The 21,132-nt window shown below is 70.0% G+C and carries 23 protein-coding genes, 1 tRNA gene and 1 riboswitch; of the genes, 15 read left to right on the top strand and 9 right to left on the bottom strand.

Annotated features, from left to right (window positions below; genetic code table 11):
- The first annotated feature begins 1 nt into the window (after nucleotide 1).
- The gene (locus BLU77_RS11865) at nucleotides 2-664 is read left to right on the top strand and encodes a CoA transferase subunit B (protein ID WP_089773360.1); all 663 of its coding nucleotides are present in this window, start codon (nucleotides 2-4) and stop codon (nucleotides 662-664) included.
- Complete coding sequence (locus BLU77_RS11860) at nucleotides 661-1,845, top strand: acetyl-CoA C-acyltransferase (RefSeq protein ID WP_089773359.1); 1,185 nt, start codon at nucleotides 661-663, stop codon at nucleotides 1,843-1,845. The genes BLU77_RS11865 and BLU77_RS11860 overlap by 4 nt, the downstream gene beginning before the upstream one ends.
- Nucleotides 1,846-1,876: 31 nt before the next feature.
- Here the strand turns inward: BLU77_RS11860 and BLU77_RS11855 are convergent, their stop codons facing one another.
- On the bottom strand, nucleotides 1,877-2,770 hold the full coding sequence (locus BLU77_RS11855) for a TolB family protein (protein ID WP_089773358.1): 894 nt from the start codon (nucleotides 2,768-2,770) through the stop codon (nucleotides 1,877-1,879).
- 103 nt (nucleotides 2,771-2,873) lie between these two features.
- Between BLU77_RS11855 and BLU77_RS11850 the strand changes: the two genes are divergently transcribed.
- On the top strand, nucleotides 2,874-3,269 hold the full coding sequence (locus BLU77_RS11850; RefSeq protein WP_089773357.1) for a DUF3592 domain-containing protein: 396 nt from the start codon (nucleotides 2,874-2,876) through the stop codon (nucleotides 3,267-3,269).
- Nucleotides 3,270-3,307: 38 nt separating this feature from the next.
- On the opposite strand, the gene BLU77_RS11845 is transcribed toward BLU77_RS11850, so the two are convergent.
- Nucleotides 3,308-3,378, bottom strand: a tRNA-Gly gene (locus tag BLU77_RS11845).
- Nucleotides 3,379-3,479: 101 nt separating this feature from the next.
- Here BLU77_RS11845 and dcd point away from each other — a divergent pair.
- The 8 genes from dcd (at nucleotide 3,480) to mnhG (ending at nucleotide 11,724) form a co-directional block, all read left to right on the top strand.
- On the top strand, nucleotides 3,480-4,061 hold the full coding sequence (dcd, locus tag BLU77_RS11840) for a dCTP deaminase (protein WP_089773356.1): 582 nt from the start codon (nucleotides 3,480-3,482) through the stop codon (nucleotides 4,059-4,061).
- A gap of 6 nt (nucleotides 4,062-4,067) precedes the next feature.
- Nucleotides 4,068-5,099, top strand: coding sequence for a hypothetical protein (locus BLU77_RS11835; protein WP_089773355.1), 1,032 nt, complete (start codon nucleotides 4,068-4,070; stop codon nucleotides 5,097-5,099).
- A gap of 174 nt (nucleotides 5,100-5,273) precedes the next feature.
- Nucleotides 5,274-8,246, top strand: coding sequence for a Na+/H+ antiporter subunit A (locus BLU77_RS11830; protein ID WP_089773354.1), 2,973 nt, complete (start codon nucleotides 5,274-5,276; stop codon nucleotides 8,244-8,246).
- Entirely contained in the window at nucleotides 8,243-8,785 is a 543-nt protein-coding gene (locus BLU77_RS11825) for a Na(+)/H(+) antiporter subunit C (RefSeq protein ID WP_342741466.1), read from the top strand. Before BLU77_RS11830 ends, BLU77_RS11825 begins: the two co-directional genes overlap by 4 nt.
- Complete coding sequence (locus tag BLU77_RS11820; RefSeq protein WP_089773353.1) at nucleotides 8,782-10,416, top strand: Na+/H+ antiporter subunit D; 1,635 nt, start codon at nucleotides 8,782-8,784, stop codon at nucleotides 10,414-10,416. The genes BLU77_RS11825 and BLU77_RS11820 overlap by 4 nt, the downstream gene beginning before the upstream one ends.
- On the top strand, nucleotides 10,413-11,003 hold the full coding sequence (locus BLU77_RS11815; protein ID WP_089773352.1) for a Na+/H+ antiporter subunit E: 591 nt from the start codon (nucleotides 10,413-10,415) through the stop codon (nucleotides 11,001-11,003). Before BLU77_RS11820 ends, BLU77_RS11815 begins: the two co-directional genes overlap by 4 nt.
- Entirely contained in the window at nucleotides 11,000-11,371 is a 372-nt protein-coding gene (locus tag BLU77_RS11810; RefSeq protein WP_089773351.1) for an MrpF/PhaF family protein, read from the top strand. The genes BLU77_RS11815 and BLU77_RS11810 overlap by 4 nt, the downstream gene beginning before the upstream one ends.
- The gene (gene mnhG, locus BLU77_RS11805; protein WP_089773350.1) at nucleotides 11,368-11,724 is read left to right on the top strand and encodes a monovalent cation/H(+) antiporter subunit G; all 357 of its coding nucleotides are present in this window, start codon (nucleotides 11,368-11,370) and stop codon (nucleotides 11,722-11,724) included. Before BLU77_RS11810 ends, mnhG begins: the two co-directional genes overlap by 4 nt.
- A gap of 12 nt (nucleotides 11,725-11,736) precedes the next feature.
- On the opposite strand, the gene BLU77_RS11800 is transcribed toward mnhG, so the two are convergent.
- From BLU77_RS11800 to BLU77_RS11790, 3 genes are all read right to left on the bottom strand, one after another.
- Nucleotides 11,737-11,991, bottom strand: coding sequence for a DUF4235 domain-containing protein (locus BLU77_RS11800; RefSeq protein ID WP_089773349.1), 255 nt, complete (start codon nucleotides 11,989-11,991; stop codon nucleotides 11,737-11,739).
- Between the two features lie 61 nt (nucleotides 11,992-12,052).
- Complete coding sequence (locus tag BLU77_RS11795; protein WP_089773348.1) at nucleotides 12,053-12,307, bottom strand: helix-turn-helix domain-containing protein; 255 nt, start codon at nucleotides 12,305-12,307, stop codon at nucleotides 12,053-12,055.
- Complete coding sequence (locus BLU77_RS11790) at nucleotides 12,304-12,936, bottom strand: hypothetical protein (protein WP_089773347.1); 633 nt, start codon at nucleotides 12,934-12,936, stop codon at nucleotides 12,304-12,306. Before BLU77_RS11790 ends, BLU77_RS11795 begins: the two co-directional genes overlap by 4 nt.
- Nucleotides 12,937-13,075: 139 nt before the next feature.
- Nucleotides 13,076-13,179, top strand: a riboswitch (TPP riboswitch).
- Nucleotides 13,180-13,211: 32 nt separating this feature from the next.
- On the opposite strand from BLU77_RS11790, the gene BLU77_RS11785 reads away from it, so the two are divergent.
- Entirely contained in the window at nucleotides 13,212-14,354 is a 1,143-nt protein-coding gene (locus BLU77_RS11785; protein WP_089775695.1) for a thiamine ABC transporter substrate-binding protein, read from the top strand.
- The gene (locus tag BLU77_RS11780) at nucleotides 14,330-16,114 is read left to right on the top strand and encodes an ABC transporter permease (protein ID WP_089773346.1); all 1,785 of its coding nucleotides are present in this window, start codon (nucleotides 14,330-14,332) and stop codon (nucleotides 16,112-16,114) included. The genes BLU77_RS11785 and BLU77_RS11780 overlap by 25 nt, the downstream gene beginning before the upstream one ends.
- Nucleotides 16,115-16,118: 4 nt before the next feature.
- Here BLU77_RS11780 and BLU77_RS11775 read toward each other — a convergent pair whose 3' ends face one another.
- Nucleotides 16,119-17,030: an LLM class flavin-dependent oxidoreductase gene (locus tag BLU77_RS11775; protein ID WP_245708830.1), complete on the bottom strand. Its 912-nt coding sequence runs from the start codon at nucleotides 17,028-17,030 to the stop codon at nucleotides 16,119-16,121.
- A 26-nt stretch (nucleotides 17,031-17,056) separates the two neighbouring features.
- Between BLU77_RS11775 and BLU77_RS11770 the strand changes: the two genes are divergently transcribed.
- Nucleotides 17,057-18,025, top strand: a complete 969-nt coding sequence (locus tag BLU77_RS11770) for an ABC transporter ATP-binding protein (protein WP_089773345.1) — start codon at nucleotides 17,057-17,059, stop codon at nucleotides 18,023-18,025.
- Between the two features lie 51 nt (nucleotides 18,026-18,076).
- On the opposite strand, the gene solA is transcribed toward BLU77_RS11770, so the two are convergent.
- The 3 genes from solA to BLU77_RS11755 all read right to left on the bottom strand — a co-directional run bounded on the left by solA (nucleotide 18,077) and on the right by BLU77_RS11755 (nucleotide 20,374).
- Complete coding sequence (solA, locus tag BLU77_RS11765; protein ID WP_089773344.1) at nucleotides 18,077-19,225, bottom strand: N-methyl-L-tryptophan oxidase; 1,149 nt, start codon at nucleotides 19,223-19,225, stop codon at nucleotides 18,077-18,079.
- Nucleotides 19,226-19,289: 64 nt separating this feature from the next.
- Entirely contained in the window at nucleotides 19,290-19,991 is a 702-nt protein-coding gene (locus BLU77_RS11760) for a cation diffusion facilitator family transporter (protein ID WP_089775693.1), read from the bottom strand.
- Nucleotides 19,988-20,374, bottom strand: coding sequence for an ArsR/SmtB family transcription factor (locus BLU77_RS11755; RefSeq protein WP_089775692.1), 387 nt, complete (start codon nucleotides 20,372-20,374; stop codon nucleotides 19,988-19,990). The genes BLU77_RS11760 and BLU77_RS11755 overlap by 4 nt, the downstream gene beginning before the upstream one ends.
- A 123-nt stretch (nucleotides 20,375-20,497) precedes the next feature.
- Here BLU77_RS11755 and BLU77_RS11750 point away from each other — a divergent pair, with 123 nt between their 5' ends.
- Nucleotides 20,498-21,100, top strand: coding sequence for a dihydrofolate reductase family protein (locus BLU77_RS11750; RefSeq protein WP_089773343.1), 603 nt, complete (start codon nucleotides 20,498-20,500; stop codon nucleotides 21,098-21,100).
- Nucleotides 21,101-21,132: the final 32 nt, after the last annotated feature.

Here is a 21,132-nt window from a genome sequence, read left to right as displayed (position 1 = left end):
GATGGCGCTGAGCAGGAACGAGATGGCCGCCCGCGCCGCCAGGGAACTGCCCGACGGCGCCTACGTGAACCTCGGGATCGGCCTGCCCACCCTGGTACCGAACTACGTGCCGGCGGGATACCAGGTGGTGCTGCAGTCCGAGAACGGGATCCTCGGCGTCGGGCCGTACCCAGGCGAGGAGAACGTGGACCCGGACCTGATCAACGCCGGCAAGGAGACCGTGACCACGCTCCCGGGCACGTCCTTCTTCGACTCCGCCACGTCCTTCGGGATGATCCGCGGCGGCAAGATCGACGTCGCCATCCTCGGTGGGATGCAGGTCTCCGGCACCGGTGACCTGGCGAACTGGATGATCCCCGGGAAGATGGTGAAGGGCCCCGGCGGCGGGATGGACCTGGTGCAAGGTGCCCGCCGGGTGGTGGTGCTGATGACGCACGCCGCCAAGGACGGCTCACCAAAGATTGTCCGCGACTGCTCCCTGCCACTGACCGGGCGCGCCGTGGTGAACCGGATCATCACCGACCTCGCCGTCGTCGACATCACCGACGACGGGCTGGTGCTGCGCGAACTCGCTCCCGGCGTGACCGCGGACGAGGTGATCGACCGGACCGAGCCGACGCTCGCCGTCGACCCTGACCTGACTCACGTGGAGGTGCCGTCATGACTGAAGCAGCTGACGACGTCGTGATCGTGGGTGCGGCGCGCACCCCGCAGGGCAAGTTGCGTGGCCAGCTGGCTGCCCTGACGGCCACCGAGCTCGGCTCGGTGGCGATCCGGGGCGCACTCGACCAGGGTGTCCCCGCGGACGCGGTGGACACCGTGATCTTGGGGCAGGTGCTGCAAGCCGGCGCCGGGCAGAACCCGGCCCGCCAGGCCGCCATCGGCGCCGGGATCGGCTGGGAGGCGCCCGCCACCACGGTGAACAAGGTGTGTCTCTCCGGCCTGACCGCGGTGATCGACGCCGCCCGGCTGCTGCGCTGCGGGGAGGCCGAGGTGGTGGTGGCCGGCGGGATGGAGTCGATGACGAACGCCCCGCACCTGCTGCCCGGCTCCCGGAAGGGCTGGGCCTACGGCGCGGTCCAGGCGCTCGACGTGACCGCCCACGACGGCCTCACCGACGCCTTCGACCACGAGGCGATGGGCCTGTCCACCGACCGCTACGACGCCGAACGGTTCCACGTGAGCCGCACCGACCAGGATGCGATCGCGGCCCGGTCACACCAGAAGGCGGCCGCGGCCTGGGAGTCGGACGTGTTCACCCCGGAGATCGCGGCGGTCGCGATGATGACCCGGAAGGGTGAGGTGATTGTCGACCGTGACGAGGGCATCCGACCCGAGACCACGGTGGAGACGCTGGCGGCACTGAAGGCGGCGTTCACCCCCGCCGGCAACATCACCGCCGGGAACGCCTCGCAGATCTCCGACGGCGCAGCCGCCCTGGTCCTGACCACGCGTGCCCATGCGGAGCACCGCGGGTGGACCGCGCTCGCCACTGTGCGCGCGGCAGGCCAGGTGGCGGGCCCGGACACATCCCTGCACGCCCAGCCTGCGCGGGCGATCGTCGCGGCCTTGGAACGGCAGGGCTGGGGAGTCGGCGAGCTGGACCACATCGAGATCAACGAGGCCTTCGGGGCCGTGGTGGCTCATTCGGTGGCTGCGCTCGGAGCGGACCTGGATGTGGTGAACCCGCACGGCGGTGGCATCGCCCTCGGGCACCCGATCGGTGCCTCCGGTGCGCGCCTGGCCGTCCACGCTGCCCACATTCGGTCGGCGTCCGGCGGGAAGTCAGCAGTTGCCCTCTGCGGTGGGGGCGGGCAGGGTGAAGCGCTGCTGCTGGAGGGCTGAGGCGCCGGCGACGTGGTGAGAATGTCCTCGCTCAGGTACCCACGGGGTAGTCCACGTAAGCGATCCGCGTGCTGTCCGGGGACCAGCTCGGCACGTTCATTGTGCCCTGCCCGCCGAACACGTTCACCAGGTCGGTCACGTCCTCGCCCCGCGGTCCGCACATCCGGATGATGACGTCATGGTCGGCCGGATGCCCGACCGTGCCGGGCGGGAAGGAGACGTAGGCGAGCCGGGCGCCGTCGGGCGAGGGATGCGGGAACCAGTTCACCCGCTTGTCGTGGGTGAGCTGTTCTGCTCCGGATCCGTCGGGGTGCATCCGGGCCAGCTGTGCGTGCCCGGCCGCCCGGGGTGGCCCGGCGAGCGGGCGCTCGGTGTTGACGTAGATCCACCTCCCGTCCGGGGAGAACTCGGCCCCGTCGTCGGGGAACTCATCCTCGGTGAGCTGCACACTCGCCCCGCCTGTGGCTGGGATGGTGAACAGGTTCGGCGCATGCCACGCGCCGCCAGGGTCGGTGACCACACCCACGTAGGCGAGCGTTCCGCCGTCGGGACTCACCCCGTGCAGGAAGTGCAGCAGACCGTCCTGGGTGGTGATGCGGTCCGCCTCGCCTCCGGTGAGCGGGGCGCGGTAGATGTGCCCGTCCTCGGCGGAGACGAACACGTGCGCCCCGTCCGGGTCGAGCACATGATCGTTGTTCAACGGTGGGATGCCGGGGATCTCGATCGGCTCCGGATCGCCGGAGCTGTCGACGGGCAGCCGGAACAGGGTGCCGTCGCCGTTCACGATCAGTGCGGTGCCGTCCAGGGTCCAGTTCGGTGCCTCGTAGAGCACCTCGGTGGACTCGTGCACCAGGTGAGTGGTGCCCGTGGTCACGTCGATGGTGTGGATGCGGGCCCGTTGGCCGGGCGCGAGAGTGCGGGGCATCGTCGCCTTCCGTGGAGCTCGGACAGGTGTGTGGCCCATTCTCCCCTGCGGTGTGGACGGAGGAGTCCACCACGCCTGCCTCGGACTCATCTAAGGTGCTGGAGTGCTGTCCGGAATGATCGACGCCCAGACGTCCGCCTCGCCTGCCGCGCTCGTCGCCGTGAACGTCCTCTGGGTGGGACTCGTGGTGGCAGGCATCGTCTTCATGATTCGGCGCCAGCGTCGTATCGACAACACCCTGGACCCGGCGTACCAGCACGCACCGGTCGCGCCGGCGGTGGTGGTGGAGCGGAAGTTCCAGTACCGGAAGGTCAACGAGCGCCGCCTGTACCGAATCACCTACCGGGTGCACCTGGCCCACGGCGGGCACTTCATCGGGTGGGAGGACAAGTACCTCACCCGGTTCAGCGGCGCCCCCGCCTTCGCCGTCGGGACGAATCACCAAGTGGCCTACATGCCTGGCAGCATCGAGGTTCGGGCGCTTCCGCGGAAGCGCTGATCAGGCCGATCGCTGCTCTGACTTGCGCCAATATTCGGAGCGGGTGACGGGAATCGAACCCGCGCTGTCAGCTTGGGAAGCTGAAGTTCTACCATTGAACTACACCCGCATGAGGCCGTTCCCGGCCACAGCGTTGCCCAGCATACCTAATCTGTGGACTGCGGGTGCACACCGGCTCGGCCGGTCGGGCGAGTCGGCTACCGTGGGCCCGTGCTGCTCTCCGACCGCGATATCCGAGCCGAGCTGACCTCCGGACGGGTGGGCCTGGACCCGTTCGATGAGGACATGATCCAGCCCTCCAGCGTTGACGTGCGCCTGGACCGCTACTTCCGCCTCTTCGACAACCACAAGTACCCGGTGATCGACCCGGCCGCGGACCAGCCCGACCTCACCCGGCTCGTAGAGGTCGAGCCCGACGAGTCGTTCGTGCTGCACCCGGGCGAGTTCGTGCTCGGCTCCACCTACGAGCTGATCACGCTGCCGGATGACGTCGCTGCCCGCCTGGAGGGCAAATCCAGCCTTGGCCGCCTCGGCCTGCTCACCCACTCCACGGCAGGGTTCATCGATCCCGGATTCTCCGGGCACGTCACCCTGGAGCTATCCAACGTGGCGACCCTGCCGATCACCCTCTGGCCGGGGATGAAGATCGGCCAGCTGTGCTACTTCCGTCTCTCCAGCCCCGCCGAGCACCCGTACGGGTCCGGCGCCCAGGGCTCGCGCTACCAGGGCCAACGAGGCCCGACGGCGTCCCGTTCGCACGTGAACTTTCACCGCACCCGGGTGGAGGGTTAGGTCGAGATGGCGGGCATGCCCGACGGCTCGTTCTCCGGGGCGGCGCCCCTGGACGTGGCCGTGGCCGCCTCGCGGCACCTGCTGGCCGTCCCGGACGACGTGCTCGTCGAGGAGGTGGAGGCGCTCGCCCTGTCCCGCTACCCGCAGGCGGCGTGGGTAGAGGCTGATGTGTTCGCTCTGGCGGAGGAGACCTACCTCTCCGGACCGTTCCTGGTCACTGCGGCGGACCGGGATGCTCTCGGCCTGCCGGACTGGGCTGACCAGACCTACCTGCTGACGTGCCGCCCAGAACGGGGCGGGCCTGTGCCCGAGGAACTGCGCGCCGTCGGGGGCCTGCTGGCTGCCTTCGCCGAGGGGAGCGTGGAGGGTCAAGAGCGGGCCGCCGTCGACGTGCTCTGCGCGATGGGACGCCGCCTCGGCGGCACGGTGCGCACCTCCACCGGCCACCTGCTCGAGCCCGACCCGACTGCCGGGGTGGACCTGGTGGTGCACTCCGAGGTGTGGCTGCACCCCGACGCCCTGGTGCGGGTGCTCACCCCGGTGCTGCCCGGCGTGCGTCTCCTGACCGAGCCCGAACTCGATGCGCGAACGCAACTTCATGCGGCGGATTCGGCGCCAGATGCCGCACAAGGTGGCGCTCGGCCAGGTGGGGGTGAGCTGGACGAGGGGGAACGCGCCTGGTTGCACGCCGAGGCGGATGCCTTCGACGCCCACGCCCTCGCCCAGCCGCAGGTCACCGAGGCCTATGGTGCGCAGTGGTCCTACCCCGACGGCGGCATCATCGGAGTAGCCGTGGAGGCCGAGCAGCAGGTGCCGCTCGTGCTCGCAGGCCTGGAGTGGGCAGCCGATGGCACGATCACCTACGCGCTGCGCTGGTACCCGGCCGACCCGGTGGCCCTGCACGAGGGGCGCGCCGGGCGGGTGGCCCTGGACCAGCGGGAGGACGCGCGGGCCCGGATCGAGGCGGGGGCCCGCGCGCTGCTCGAGGCTGTGCGCGGTGCAGCAACCGACGACGACCAGTTCCTCGTCGATCCCTGACGGATCCATCGACGCCAGCGATCGACGCCGGCCTCGGCGGCGCCTGGGCCGATTGATAGAATCGCGGCACCGCGTTGTCCGCGCCGGCGATCGGGCCGGTGCTGCCGCACACCCACAACCGCACACCCGAAGCACCACCTGACCCCTGACCACGCCGACTGACCAGGAGCCGACGTGCTGCAGCTGATCGCCGTACACCTTGTTGCGGCTCTGGTTGCCCCCGCAGCGGTCGCGCGCTTCGGCCGGAAGATGTTCCTCCCGCTGGCCCTGGTCCCCGGGTCGGCGGCGGTGTGGGCGCTCACCCAGACCAGCGCAGTGCTCAGCGGATCCGGACCCACCGAGGCCGTCTCCTGGGTCGCATCGGTGGGCATGCACCTGACCTTCCGGCTCGACGTGCTCGCCTGGCTGATGGTGCTCCTGGTCGGCGGCGTCGGCGCACTCGTGCTGATCTACTGCGCCTGGTATTTCTCCTCCGGTGCCAAGTTCCTGGGCCGGTTCGCCGGCACCTTCATCGCCTTCGCCGGCGCCATGCTCGGCTTGGTCACCTGCGACAACACACTCGTGCTGTATGTCTTCTGGGAACTGACCACGGTCTTCTCCTACTTGCTCATCGGGCACTACTTTGACCGCAAGGGCGCCCGCCGCTCCGGGATGCAGGCCATCGTGGTGACGACGTTCGGCGGCCTGGTCATGTTCGCCGGATTCCTGGTGCTCGGGGTGATCGAGGAGGGCTCCTTCTCCCTCGCCGCGCTCGTGACTGCCCCGCCCGAGGGGACCGCCGCCACCGTGGCCATCGTCTGCGTGCTGGTCGGGGCGCTCACCAAGTCCGCTCTGGTGCCTTTCCACTTCTGGCTGCCGGGGGCGATGGCCGCCCCCACCCCGGTGAGCGCCTACCTGCACGCCGCCGCGATGGTGAAGGCCGGGGTGTACCTGGTGGCCCGGCTCGCCCCCGGGTTCGCCGAGGTGGAGGCCTGGCGCTGGATCATCCTGCTGGCCGGGTCGGCCACCATGATCGTGGGCGGCTACCGCTCCCTGAAGCAGCACGACCTGAAGCTGCTGCTCGCCTTCGGCACCGTCAGCCAACTCGGGTTCCTCGTGCTGTTGGTGGGGCAGGCGAACCGTGCTGTCGCCCTCGCCGGGCTCGCCCTCATCGGCGCGCACGCCATGTTCAAGGCAGCCCTGTTCCTGACCGTCGGCGTGATCGACGCCGCCGCCGGTACCCGTGACCTGCGCCAGCTCTCCGGCCTCGGCCGCCACCTGCGCTGGGCTGCCATCCCCGGATTCCTCGCCACCTTCTCCATGGTGGGCCTCCCGCCCTTCGCCGGGTACGTGGGCAAGGAGGCCGCCCTGGAGGCACTCACCCACGACGGCGGCCCGTACGAGAGTGCACTGCTCGCCGTCGTGGTGGTCGGGTCCGTGCTGACCTTCGCCTACGGGATGCGGTTCCTGTGGGGCGCCTTCGCCCGTAAGCGCGGGCAGGTGGACACCTCCGTGGGCCGGGAGGCCCCCGGGCTGTTCGTGCCCGGGATGGTGCTCGCCGTGGCCGGCCTGGCCGCCGGGCTGGTGCCTTCCCTGGGGGAGTCGCTGCTCGGGCGATACGCCGCGACCTATCCGGCCGGGGAGGCCGGCCACCTCACCCTCTGGGGCGGATTCGGTCTGCCGCTGCTGCTCACGGTCGTGGTGATCGTGACCGGAGTCGCCCTCTTCGTGGGGCGCACCCTGGTGGAGCGGGTGCAGGAGTCGGTGATCCTCGGCCCCGACTCCGACCGTGCCTATCGCACCACGATGCGCCGGCTGGATCGGGGTGCGGTGGCGATCACTTCCTTCACGCAGCGTGGTTCGTTGCCGGTGTACTTGGCCGTCATCCTGCTTGTCACCGTCGGCGCGGTGACGTTCGCGCTGATCGACTCCGGTGCCGAGGTGGGCGAGGTGCGCGCGTTCGACACCCCGGTGCAGCTCCTCGCGGCCGGGGTGATCGCGATCGGGGCCATCCTCACCGCGCGGGCGCGGCGCCGGCTCAAGGCCGTGGTGCTCCTCGGGATCACCGGGTACGGCGTGGTGGTGCTGTTCGCGCTGCATGGCGCGCCGGACCTGGCGCTGACCCAGGCGCTGGTGGAGACCATCGCCCTGGTGGTCTTCATCCTGGTGCTGCGCCGACTGCCCGCCTACTTCTCCAACCGGCCGCTCAAAGGCAGCCGCTGGTGGCGCGCCGCGCTCGCAGCCTCCGTGGCTGTCATGGTGATGGCGCTCGCGTTGATCATCCCGCACGCCCGGACCGCGGACCCGATCGCGATGCTGTTCCCGGACGAGGCGTACGAGTACGGGTATGGGCGCAACATCGTCAACGTCACCCTCGTCGACATCCGCGCCTGGGACACCATGGGTGAGATCGCTGTGCTGCTGGTGGCGGCCACCGGCGTGGCCTCGTTGGTGTTCCTGCGTTCCCGCTCGGGGCGGGTGCATCGAATTCGCGATCGCCGCTCCGATGCCGACGCGATCTGGCCCAGCCACCTGCCGGACCCGGCCACCCGGTTGGGCCCCTCGATCGCGACCACCGGTCACGCTCGCCGGGCCCGCACCTGGCTCTCCGCCGGCGGCTCCCTGTCCACGAACCGCCGCTCGGTGATCCTCGAGGTGGCCACCCGGCTGCTGTTCCACACCATGCTCGTGTTCGCCGTCTTCCTGCTCTTCTCCGGGCACAACGCCCCCGGCGGCGGATTCGTGGCAGGGATGGTGGTGGGCGTGGCGCTCACTGTGCGCTACCTCGCCGGCGGGCGCTACGAGCTCGGTGAGGCCGCCCCGATCCTGCCCGGTGCACTCCTTGGTTCCGGGTTGTTCCTCTCCGCCGGTGTGGGCGCCGTGCCGCTGTTCTTCGGTGGCACGGTGCTGCAGTCGGTGAAGATCGACGCCCAGCTCGGCATCTTCGGCGAGATGCACCTGGTCACCTCGCTGTTCTTCGACATCGGGGTGTTCCTCGTGGTGGTCGGGCTGATGCTGGACATCCTGCGCTCGCTCGGGTCCGAGATCGACCGGCAGGGTGAGGCATCCGGAACCGCGGTACCGGACGTGGCGCACGACTCGCCGCGCACCACGGCCGACGATGCCGAACCCGTACCGAGCCTGCCGAGCGGGGAGGGGCGGCGATGACTATCGACATGAGCCCGTCCCTGGCCCTGGTCGGAGTGGTCGGGGTGCTGGTCGGCACCGGCGTGTATCTGCTGCTCGAGCGCAGCCTCTCCCGGGTGGTGATCGGCGTGACGCTGATCAGCAACGGCGTGAACGTGCTGTTCCTGATCGCCGGTGGAGCGGCCGGCGGTCCTCCGCTGGTGGGTACCACCGAGCCGGAGCAGATGAGCGACCCGCTCCCGCAGGCGATGGTGCTCACCGCGATCGTGATCAACCTGGGCCTGACGGCGTTCGTGCTCGCCATGGCCTACCGCTCTTGGCAGTTGCACGGCCATGACGAGGTGCAGGACGACCTCGAGGACCGCAGGATCGCGCAGCGCTCCGCACGAGACGAGGTGGACGCACGTGCCGACGACCTCGGGACCGATCTCGCCACCGAGGCCGCTGAGGCGCGGGACGAGACCGAGGAGGAGGGTCTGGACGAGCCGCACCACGGCGCGCAGCTCTCGGCCGACGACCACGAGGTGGATGACCAGGCTCCCGGGGGTGAGCGTCGATGACGTGGCTCGTCTCGCTCCCGGTGATCATCCCCCTGGTCTCGGCCGGGCTCGCGCTCGCGCTCTCCAAGCGCACCCGCGCCCAGGGCATCATCTCGATGATCGCCCTGACGGCGGTGCTCGCCGTGTCTGTGGCCCTCATCTTCGTCACTCACACCCAGGGCCCGCAGGTGGTGAACGTCGGCGGATGGGCGGCGCCGGTGGGGATCGCCCTGGTGGCCGACCGGCTCTCTGCTTTGATGCTGGTCGTCTCCGCGGTGGTGCTGCTCGCGGTGCTCGCCTACTCCCTCGCCCAGGGCCTCGCTGACGGGAACGAAGGCGCCCCGGTGGCGATCTACCACCCGACGTATCTCGTGCTCGCTGCCGGCGTGGCCACCGCGTTCCTCTCCGGTGACCTGTTCAACCTGTACGTCGGGTTCGAGGTACTGCTCGCGGCGAGCTTCGTGCTGCTCACCCTCGGTGGAACGGGTGAACGGATTCGTGCTGGCTCGATCTACGTGATCGTCTCCCTGCTCTCCTCGATCCTGTTCCTCATCTCGATCGCGCTGATCTATGCGGCCACCGGCACCCTGAACTTTGCCCAGCTCTCCGAGCGGATCGTCGATATCGATGCCGGGCTGCGGATCGTGCTGCAGATCATGCTGCTGATGGGGTTTGCCATCAAGGCCGCCATCTTCCCGCTCTCTGCGTGGTTGCCGGACTCCTATCCGACTGCCCCGGCCCCGGTGACGGCGGTGTTCGCCGGTCTGCTCACCAAGGTGGGTGTGTACGCGATCATCCGTGCCCAGACGCTGCTTTTCACCGACGGCAGCCTGGACACCGTGCTGATGGTGCTGGCAGTGCTCACTATGCTCGTGGGGATCGCCGGTGCCGTGGCGCAGGAGGACATCAAACGTCTGCTCTCGTTCACCCTGGTCAGCCACATCGGCTACATGATCTTCGGCATCTCACTGGCCAGTGACGTGGGACTCTCGGCAGCGATTTTCTACGTGGCGCACCACATCACCGTGCAGACGGCCCTCTTCCTGGTAGCCGGGCTCATCGAGCGTCGCGGGGGGAGTACCTCGCTGGAACGACTCGGTTCGTTGGCGAAGCTCGCTCCGGTGCTCGGCGTGCTGTTCTTCGTCTCGGCGATGAACCTCGCGGGCATCCCCCCGATGTCCGGGTTCCTCGGCAAGCTCGGGCTCCTGCTGGCCGGTCTCGCGGACGGGAGCGGTCTGGCCGTGGCGGGCGTCGTTGCTGGACTGGCCACCTCCCTGCTCACCCTCTACGCCGTGGTGAAGGCGTGGAACAAGGCCTTCTGGCAGCGCGCCCCGGAGGAGCTGCCCACAGCGACAGTGCCGCGCACCATGATCGGCCCGGCCGCCGCGCTGGTAGCGCTCGGGGTGCTGATCGCCTTCGTGGGCGGGCCGCTGTACGCCTACACCGACGCCGCATCGCGCGATCTGCGCGCCCGCACCCCGTACGTGGACGCGGTGATCGTGGACGGCGAACGTGGCGAAGGGGAGTCGTCCCAGTCCGAGGACTCCGGGGCTGCCGAGGACGCCACGAACCCGGCCGAGGAACCCTCCGGCACTGAGACGGCCGACCCGCGGCCTACCGAGAGTGACGAACCCTCCGGAGGTGAGCGATGAAGGCGAAGAGCTCCTACCGGTGGGACTGGCTGCGCCGATGGCCGATGGCCATCTGGATGACCATCGTCTGGGTGATGCTGTGGGGCGACCTGACCGTGGCGAACGTATGCACCGGGCTGGTGGTGAGCTTCCTGCTGCTGCGGGTATTCCCGATGCCGAAGGTCGGTTTCGACGGCCGGTGGTCGTTGATCGGCGCAGTGATCCTGCTGGCCCAGCTGCTGTGGGACATCGCGCGAGCCTCCATCTCCGTGGCGGTCCAAGCGTTGCGGTGGCACAGCACCCCGCGCGGGGCCGTGATCCGGGTACAGCTGCGATCCGAGTCCGACCTAGTGCTCACATTGACGGGGGAGCTCACCTCACTGATCCCGGGTTCGCTCGTGGTGGAGGCGCACCGCCTGACCGGCATCCTCTACCTGCACGTGCTCGATGTAACCAAGGAGGGCTCGCTGGAGAAGGCGCGGCGTGACGTCCTCGAGCAGGAGAAGCGGGTGATGCATGCGCTCGCCACGGATGCTGACATCGCCGCGGCCGGTATCCGGCCGCGCCCCTGGAAGCGGCACCATCTCAACGCGAGGAGCGACTCATGAGCCCGATCGTGATGGTGATCTGCGGTGTGCTGCTCACCGCCGCTGCCCTCATCGTGGTGGGCCGCGTGGAGCGTGGTCCCAGCATGCTCGACAGGGTGGTCGCCCTCGATGTGCTGGTCGCCGTGCTGATCGGCAGCATTGCCTTGGTGTCGCTGTGGTTCGGCCGCGAAGATTTGGTGCTGGTGCTCACCGTGCTCGCGCTGGTCGGCTTCGTCGGGTCGGTCACGCTCGCCCGGTTCGCGGCCGCTGAGCCGGAGGAGGAGCGGCGCATCCTCACCCCGTCCGAGGTGGCCGAGGCAGACGCCCGGGAACGCGAGCGCATGGCGGTGGAGTCCGAGAAGGGCGAGGACGGGAGGGGAGAGCCATGACCGTCGCCCAGGTGATCGCCGCCGTCTGCATGATCGCCGGATCAGCGCTCACGCTCGTTGCCGCGATCGGGATCGCCCGGTTCCCGGACCTGCTGGCGCGGATGCATGCCGCCACCAAGCCCCAGGTGCTCGGGCTGATGTTGATGATGGCAGGACTCGCCGTGGGGCTGGGGTCCAGTCAGATCACACCGAAGGTGCTGCTCGTGGTGATCTTCCAGATGCTCACCGCACCGGTGGCGGCGCACATGGTGGGCCGCGCCGGCTACCGGACGGGAAAGATCCGATCCGACCTGCTCGTCGCCGACGAACTCACCGAGGACCTGGAGGCCGCGCGCTCGCGTGAGGAGTCCTGACCACGCAGCGGGTCAGTCCTTGGGGATGTCCCCGCTGTCCAGCCACTTCTTCGCCCCACGGGTGGCGAAGGTGCGCGCGAACGTCACCACGGCACCGCTCACCGCGGCGAACACCACCAGCTCACCCAGGCTGATCTCGCCGTCGTCGGCGTCACCGGTGGGCGGCTCGTGACCGGTCACGGCCTTCCAGCCGGCGGTGAGCAGCTTGTTGGCGGCAATGCCTGCCGCGACGGCAGCCACCGTGGTGACCAGCTTCTGGATGTTCATGCGCGACTCCTTGAGGATCAGTGCTGCGCGTCCAGCGTAATGGGCCCGCGACTGTCGCGGGCTACTCAGGCCGCGCGGGTTGTTCAGATCGGGTGAGGAGATCGCCGACGTCGCACTCGAGGGCGTCGCAGATGGCCGCGAGAGTGCTGAACCGGATGGCCTTGGCCCGGTCGTTCTTGAGCACGGAGAGGTTCACCAGGCTGACGCCCACCTGCTCGCTGAGGTGGGTCAGTGTCATGCCACGTTCGGCGAGGAGCTCGCCGAGCCGGCAGTGGATCAGGGTGGAGGCGTCGTCGTCGGCTCGTCGCGGGGTCATACCAAGCCCTCTGTGTCCTTCTGCATGCGCTCACCGAGCATCAGCACGGTCGCGATCACGGCGAGCGTGAGCCCCCAGCCCACGGAAGCGAAATCGGACTCGAAAATTGTCAGTAGGAAGCCTTCCTCGGTCCCGCTCCGGTCCGCGTCGAGCAGGGTGACCGTCTCCGCACGCGCCAGTCCGGAGAACAGGTCTCCGAAGAGCCCGCCCCTGATCATCACGATCGCAGCCACCGTGACGGCGACGCGTGCCGACCGTACGAATGGGCGCCCCGAGGCGGTGCGCCAGGCGAGCCAGGCCACCGATCCGGCCACACCAGCAGTCACCAGGGCAGCGCACAGACGGGCGGCCCAGGTGAAGGCGCGTACCGCCGCCGGGGGGTCGGTGAGGGTGAGGGTGACGTCCTGGTACCGCGCCTCGGACACCTGGCCGGCCGTGGCGAGGAACTCCGGTGAGCTCGGGTTCGCGAGCTCGAGACCGTCGATCTCCAGGGCCGTGGCCGTGGTGGTCTCGATCGTCCCGACAGCCAGGCCCACGAGAGCCGCCAGTGCGATGAGAGCGGCACCGGCGGCCACCACGATGAGCACGATCCGGTCCGCCCGACTCACGGCCGGTGGCGTGTCGTTCATGACTACTCCTTATTGATGATCGTTAATAACGATGAACGATAAGTTAGCACGGGAATGCGGTGAGGGAACCGTTTCGCGCGCAGTGGCTCGTGCGGATTGCGCGCTGCTCATCGTTCCCGGCTCGGCGGTGTACCGTGATCGCACACGACAGGGGAGCGCCCGAGGCGCTGAGAGTGCGGTCCGCCGCAGACCCTCGAACCTGCACCGGTTAGCACCGGCGAAGGAAGTCGAGTTTTCTCTCTCTACCCCTCCTTACCTACAAGGAGGACATGGACATGGCAGTTTTCAAGCTCGCCGAGCGCAACCTGGTGCGGCGGAATAGCGTGAAATCGCCGCACAAAGTTGCGCTCGGCGCGGGGGTGGGGGCGCTTGCGGCGCTCGCCCTGGCCGGGTGCTCAGTGATTGGGACCGGCTCCGAGGGCGGCTCGCAATCCGGTTCGGAAGGGCCCGACGGCGCAGGGTCGGGTGTGGTGCAGGTGGTCACCCACGACTCGTTCCACGTCTCCGAGGAGCTGATCGCCGCGTTCGAGGCCGACTCCGGCTACACCGTCGAACTCAGTGCACCGGGTGACGGCGGCGCCCTGGTGAACCAGCTCATCCTCACCGCCGACTCCCCGCTGGGCGACGTCGCCTACGGCGTGGACAACTCCTTCGCCAGCCGGGCACTCGACGAAGGAGTGTTCGCCTCCTACGCCTCCCCGGCCCTCCCGGCGAGCGCCGAGCAGTACGTGATCGAGGGCTCTGACGCGCTCACCCCGATCGACATCGGCGACGTGTGCCTGAACGTGGACCACGAGTGGTTTGCCGAGGCCGGGATTGACGAGCCGGAGAACTTCGAGGACCTGCTCGATCCGCAGTACGAGGACCTGCTGGTGGTGACCAACCCGGCGACGTCGTCCCCCGGCCTGGCCTTCCTGCTCGCCACGGTCGGTGCGTTCGGCGAAGACGGTTGGCTGGAGTACTGGGAAGGGCTCGCCGACAACGGACTGAAGGTGGTGGACGGCTGGTCGGACGCCTACTCAGTGGACTTCTCCGGCTCCGCGGGCGAGGGGGACCGGCCGATCGTGCTCTCCTACTCGACCTCTCCGGCGTTCGAGGTGGGCGAGGGGGAGACCGAGGCGCCCACCGGGGCGCTGCTGAACACCTGCTTCCGGCAGGTCGAGTACGCCGGGGTGATCGCCGGTGCCGCGAACCCCGAGGGCGGGCAGGCCTTCATCGACTTCCTGCTCTCCGACGAGGTGCAGGCCGATATCCCGGAGCAGATGTACGTCTACCCGGTGAACGACCAGGTGGAGCTGCCGGAGTCGTGGACCCAGTTCGCGCCGCTCGCCGATGATCCGCACGAGGTGGACCCGGCCGACATCGACGCCCGCCGCGACGAGTGGATCCAGGCATGGACGGCGGCGGTCATCGGGTGAGCCAGCCCCCCACTGCCGAACGCAATGTTGTGCGGTCTTCGCGCCCGGAACGCCGCACAAGGTTGCGCTCGGCCGGTGGGGGTGGGGTGGCGCGAGGGGTGCGGGGGCTGGTCTGGGGGCTGGCCGCAGCGGTACCGCTCGTCTTCCTCGGCGTCTTCTTCGGCTACCCGGTGGCCTCCCTGATCGCCCGCGGCTTCGTCACCGACGGGATGATCGATCTCGGCGGCTTCGCGGAGGTGTTCTCCCGCCCTCGCACCTGGCGGATCATCCGGCTCACCCTCACCCAGGCCGTGCTCGGCATTGCCGGTGCCGTGCTGCTTGGCATCCCCGGCGCTTACATCCTCTACCGCCGGTCCTTCCCCGGGCAGCGTCTCGTACGCGCCGTGGTCACGGTCCCGTTCGTGCTGCCGACCGTCGTGGTGGGCGTGGCATTCCGGACCCTGCTCGCTGACTCCGGCCCGCTCGGCTTCCTCAGCCTGGACGGCACATTCGCCGCGATCGTGCTCGCCTTGATCTTCTTCAACTACGCCGTCGTGGTCCGCACGGTCGGCGGGTTGTGGGAGCGGCTCGACCCGCGCACCGAGCAGGCCGCTCGAGCGCTCGGTGCCTCCCCGGTACGCGCCTTCCTCAGTGTGACCCTCCCAGCGCTGACACCCGCGATCGCCTCGGCCGCCTCCGTGGTCTTCCTGTTCTGCGCCACCGCCTTCGGGGTGGTGCTGGTGCTCGGCGGCGTGCAGTTCGGCACCATCGAGACTGAGATCTGGATCCAGACCACCCAGTTCCTCGACCTGCGCGCCGCCGCCGTGCTCTCGGTGATGCAGTTGGTGGTGGTGGCCGGGTCCCTGGCGGTGTTCTCCCGCGCCCGGGCCGGCCGCGAACGGGCCCTCCGGCTGCAATCGGCCAGCACCCGGCCGGTGCCGCTCCGGCTGTGGCAGCACCACCGGCCCGGGCCCGACTTGCTGCCCACCGCAGCGACCGCCGTCGTGGTGGGCCTGCTGGTGCTGCTGCCCATGGGGACCCTGCTGATCAGGTCGCTGCGGACGCCGTCGGGTTGGGGCGTGGGCAACTATGTGGCCCTCGGCACCACCGGCGGGGACAACGCGCTCACCGTGACCGTGTGGGAGGCGGCCGCGAACTCGCTGCGGATCGCCGTCGATGCCACCGTGCTGGCCGTGGTGATGGGCGTCCTGGTGGCGCTGGTGCTCTCCCGCCGGCCCCGGCACCCGGCCGCCCGCCGCGCGATCGGCTGGATGGACGGCCTGGTGATGCTGCCGCTCGGGGTGTCCGCGGTGACCGTGGGATTCGGGTTCCTGATCACTCTGGACACCCCGCCGCTGGACCTGCGCTCATCCCCGGTGCTGATCCCGATCGCACAGGCGATCGTGGCGATGCCGCTGGTGGTGCGGACCGTGCTGCCGGTGCTGCGCGCGATCGACCCTCGATTGCGCGAGGCCGCCGCGGTGCTCGGTGCGTCCCCGGTCCGGGTGCTGGCTGCCGTGGACCTGCCGTTCCTGATCCGCTCGGTGGGCCTGGCGATCGGGTTCGCCTTCGCCGTCTCGCTCGGGGAGTTCGGGGCGACGGCGTTCCTCGCCCGCCCGGATCGGCCCACCCTGCCGGTGGTCATCTTCCGCCTGATCGGGCGGCCTGGTGCGGAAAACTACGGGATGGCGCTCGCAGCCTCGGTGCTGCTGGCGCTGCTCACCGCCTCGGTGATGGGGCTAGCGGAACGGCTGCGGGGGGAGCGGGCCGGTGAGCTGTAGGAGGTCAGCGGAGCAGGTGCTCCAGCACCGCCACCGACCCCTGGTACGGAGGTTCGGAGCGGGGCCAGTGCACCACCACGTCGGTGAACCCGGCCTCGGCGGCGCGGCCGAGCTGGTCCTCGGCGAAGGTCACGCTGGACAGTGCCGCCGGTCCCGCCGCGTCCACCGACAGGTACCGCCGCAGCGGCTCTTCGGAACTGCGGTGCTCGGCCTCGAGCCGGTCCATCCGGGCGGCCAGTTCGGCCACCCCGCGCCACCACTGCTCCACCTGGGCGTCCCGGCCGGCGGCGTCGCTGGGTGCTGCGGGTGCCGGCCCCTGTTGAGGCCCGGTGGTGATCCACCCCTGACCGTAGGTGGCGGCCAGCCGCATCGCACGTGGCCCGTTCGCGGCGATCACGAAGGGCACCCGGGGGCGCTGCACGCACCCAGGCAGCAGGCGAGCATCTGCCACGGCGAAGAACTCACCGCGATGATCCACATGGTCCTCGGTAAGCAACCGGTCCAGCAGCGGCACCAGCTCGCCGAACCGGCGGGTCCGCTCAGCCCGGGTCCAGGTGTCGCCGAGGACACCAGAGTCCAGGTCGCCGCCGGCGCCGATCCCGAGCAGCATCCGGCCGCCGGAGATGTCGTCCAGGGTGACCATGTCCTTGGCCAGCAGCAGCGGATGACGGAAGTTCGGCGACGCCACGAAGGTGCCCAACTCGATCCGCTCGGTCACGCCGGCCGCGGCCGCCAGTGTCGGCATGGTGGCGTGCCAGGAGGCGTCCGGCAGGCCGCCCCAGACCAGGTGGTCGTACACCCAGGCGTGCGCCGCACCGAGCTCCTCGACGCGGCGCCACAGCGGCGCGGCCTCGCCCCACGGTCGTTCGGGCAGGATGCAGACGCCGAGATGCACGGGAGCACCGGTTGCACGCATGGCACCACACTAGGTGCGGGAGTCTGATGAGGGGAGCTGAGGTGTCCGGACTGGAGATCACCGCCGCCGAGGTCACCTACGGGATCACGACGGCGGTCGCCGGCGTCGACCTGCACGTGTCCGCCGGTGAGGTGGTCGCCGTGCTCGGCCCGTCCGGCTGCGGGAAGTCCTCCCTGCTGCGTGCCGTGGCGGGTCTGGAGGCGCTGACGGCGGGCTCGGTGCAGTGGGACGGCGCGGAGCTCGCCGGCGTGCCGGTGCACCGCCGCGGCTTCGGGCTGATGTTCCAGGACGGTCAGCTCTTCCCGCACCGGGACGTGGCCGGGAACGTCGAGTTCGGGCTGCGGATGGCGCGGGCGTCACGGACCCGCCGGGCGGACCGGGTGGCCGCGCTGCTCGATCTGGTGGGTCTGGCGGGGTTCGGCAGCCGACCCGTCGCGTCACTCTCCGGCGGGGAGCAGCAGCGCGTGGCGCTGGCCCGCGCCCTGGCGCCACGGCCCCGGCTGCTGCTCCTGGACGAACCACTCTCCGCCCTGGACCGGGAACTGCGGGAGAGCCTCGCGGCCGAGCTGCGCCGCATCCTCACCGAAACCCACACCACCGCGCTCTACGTGACGCACGACCACGACGAGGCGTTCGCCGTGGCGGACCGGGTGGCGGTGATGCGCCAGGCGCAGTTGGTGCAGGTCGGCACCCCGGCCGAGCTGTGGAGGGCACCCGACGATGCCGATGTGGCCCGCTTCCTCGGCTACCGAGTGGTCGAGCACGAGGGGCAGACGGTCGCGCTCGGACCCGACGCTCTCACCCTCGCGCCCCAGGGGGTCGCGGGCACGGTACGGGCCACCGGGTTCAGCCGCGGCCGACCCACCGCACGGGTGGACGTACCCGGATGGGGTGAGGTGACCGCCGTGATGACCGGCGACCTCCCTGACCCGGGCGCCGAGGTGAGCCTGCAGATCGACTGGCGCTACGCCGTCGTGCTCTGTGGGGTGCGTTGACGTCGCAGCAGCGCTCGATCACGACCAGAACGCACCCCACGTGTGGTCCGCTCAGCCGAACCGGTCCGGGGAGAACGGCGCCAGGTCCACCGGTGGCTCTTCGTCCAGGGCGAGAGCCGCGGCCACGTCCCCGACCGCCGTTGCGTGCTTGAACCCGTGCCCGGAGCAGGCGGCGGCCAGCACCACGCCGGGATAGGCGGCGGGGATTCCGATGCTGAACGCCTCGTCCGGGGTCCCGGTGTACATGCAGCCCTCGGCGCGCACGTCCTGGGCGTCCAGCTCGGGCAGGCGCCGGGCCACCCAGCGGGCCACCTCGGCCCACTCGGCCGGATCCACCTCGAGCGGGTTCCCGCTCGGATCCGCCACATCGGGCACCGGCAGGTCGTGCAGGCCCACCTTCACCCCGTGCCCCTCCAGCGCGGGTGCGCCCCAGGCCAGGTACCCGTCCGCCTCGTGCAGGAACACTCCGAACCGGTCCGGGCCGAACCGGTCGGCATCCGGTGTACCGAACCAGGTGAGCAGGGTGCGGCGGGGCTGCATCGGCACGGTCAGCTCGGGCAGCAGCGCGGGCGTCCACGCCCCGGCGGCTATGATCACCCGGCCGAACTGCCAGGTGCGTTCGCCGTCGGGGCCGGTGCTGCGCACCTCGACCCCGTGCTCGCCGGGCTCCACGGCCAGGATCCGTTCGCCCGTGCGCACCTGGGCACCGAGCCCGACGGCGGCCCGCACCGCTGCCTGGATGCCCGCCTCCGCGCGCACCACCCCGGTGCCGGGATCGAGCACACCGATCGTGCCCTCATCGATGGTGTGCTGAGGGTAGGTGGAGCGGATCTGCGTGGTGGTGAGGCGCTCGTGCGGGAGGTCGTGGGCCTGGATCGTCTCCAGGATCGGCGGGAGCAGCCGGCCGTTCTCCGGTCCGAGGAAGACTCCGCCGCACAGGGTCAGCAGCTCGGAGCCGCTCGCCTGCTCAAGCTCACGCCAGAGTCGCTGGGCGTGCCGGGCGAGGCCGACGTACTGCGGCCCCTCCACCAGCGCCGTGCGGAACAAGCGACTGTGCCCGTGCGAGGAACCGTGCGGATGGCCGGGTGTGTGCTGCTCGAAGCCGACCACGTCCACGCCGCGCGCCGCGGCGCGCCACAGGGCGGAACTGCCGGCGGCGCCGAGCCCGAGAACGGCCAGGGGGGCGTCCAGAGAAGTCATCGGGGGTCAGTCTGCCGGACGGTCGGGGCCGCCGTGACCTGAGCGGTTCGGTGACCGTGTGGTCTCAGTCCGAGCTGCAGCACCCGTCCGTGCAGCCCGGCTCAGTGGTGCTCGCCGAGGCTGCACCTGGCGGCACGTGGCAGCAGGCGTCCCCGCGCCAGGCCTCGATCCCTTCCTTCACCGCCACCCCGGCAATGATGAGGGCAGCCAGCGGGTCGGCCCAGGTCCAGCCCAGCGTGGAGTTCAGCACCAGCCCCACCAGCAGCACGGCGGAGAGGTAGGTGCACAGCAGCGTCTGCTTGGAGTCGGCCACGGCCGAGGCCGAGCCGAGCTCGCGCCCGGTGCGGCGTTCGAACCAGGAGAGGAACGGCATCACGACCAGGCTCACCGCGGCGAGCACGATCCCGACCGTGGAGTGCTCCGGCTCGGCCGCGCCGAGCAGGGTGCGCACCGCATCGACCGTGACGAACAGGGCAAGGCCGAAGAAGGAGAACGCGATCACGCGCAGCGCGATGCGCTCGCGGGCCTCGGGGTCCGGGGCGCGGAACTGCCACGCCACCGCCGCTGCGGAGAGCACCTCCACGGTGGAGTCCAGGCCGAAGCCGACCAGTGCTGCCGAGGAGGCGATCCGGCCGGCGGTGATCGCCACGATCGCCTCGATCACGTTGTAGGTGATGGTGGCGGTCACGATCCAGCGGACCCGGCGTTGCAGGATGGAGCGACGGGTGGCGTCGAGAGGGCGAGGGGCCAGCGGGAGGGACGTCATGAGCAGGTGCACTCCGGGCCGCAGCAGTCCGGGTCCACGGCGAGGGTCAGGTCGAGCAGGTCGGTGAGCACTGTGGCGAGGTGGTCATCGGCGAGCCGGTACCAGGTGCGGCGGCCCTCCTTCACCGACTCCACCAGCCCGCACCCACGCAGGCAGGTGAGCTGGTTCGACATCACCTGACGGGACGCGCCCAACGCCTCGGCCAGATCGGACGGGCAGGCCGGGGCTTCGCGGAGCGCGAGCAGGATGCGGGTGCGGGTGTGGTCGGAGAGTGCGTACCCGAGCCGTGCGATCGCAGCGGTGTGGGTGAGCGTGAGGGTCGGGACGGCGTCGTCCACGGACTCGGACTGGGCGAGGCCGAGTGGGGCAGCGGCGGAGGACATCTCCATACGGTACAGCGATCCGTGTATCTTCTGCTAGATGTCGAAGGCGACAGAGCGGCTCCGTCCTCGAGGTGAAGGTTCCACCCGCACGATGGATACTCATCACGATCCAAGGAGCACATCATGAGGAAACTCATCGTCACTGTCACCTCCACCCTGGACGGCTACGCGGCCGGCGAAGGCGGCAATGTCTTCGTGATGCCGATCGACCTGGGGTTCGACCGCTACAACCTGGAACGGATGCGCACCGCCGGCGCCATGCTGTTCGGCGCCACCACCTTCCACGGGGCCCGCCAGTACTGGCCGTCAGTGGCCGACGACCAGGACGCACCGGAGGTGGAGCGGGAGATCTCCCGGCTCTACAACACGCTGGACAAGGTCGTCATCTCGGACAGCATCACCCCGGAGGGCACCGAACCATGGCGTGCGACCACCGAGGTGGTACGCCGCGACGGTGCGGCTGCCCGAGTGGCCGAGCTGAAGGAGAGCGAGGGCCCAGACATCATCTGCTTCGGCAGCGTCACCGTGTGGAACAACCTGCTTGCTCATGACCTGGTCGACGAGTTGCACGTCCTGATCGGTCCGGGGGCCATCGGATCGGGCATCTCGACCTTCTCCGCCGCCGTGCAGCAGCAACTCACACTGCTCGATGCCCGGCGGTTGGAGGATTCCCAACTCGTCGCCCTGAGCTATGCGGTCGCCGGTACCGACGCGGACACCACGTGATGGCCGAGCCTGTGACATCCCGCGTACGTTGA

Origin of the sequence: Ruania alba, assembly GCF_900105765.1 — a bacterium.
Taxonomy (GTDB): domain Bacteria; phylum Actinomycetota; class Actinomycetes; order Actinomycetales; family Beutenbergiaceae; genus Ruania; species Ruania alba.
Note: the sequence above shows the minus strand (reverse complement) of the source record. Positions and strands in the feature narration are given on the sequence as shown.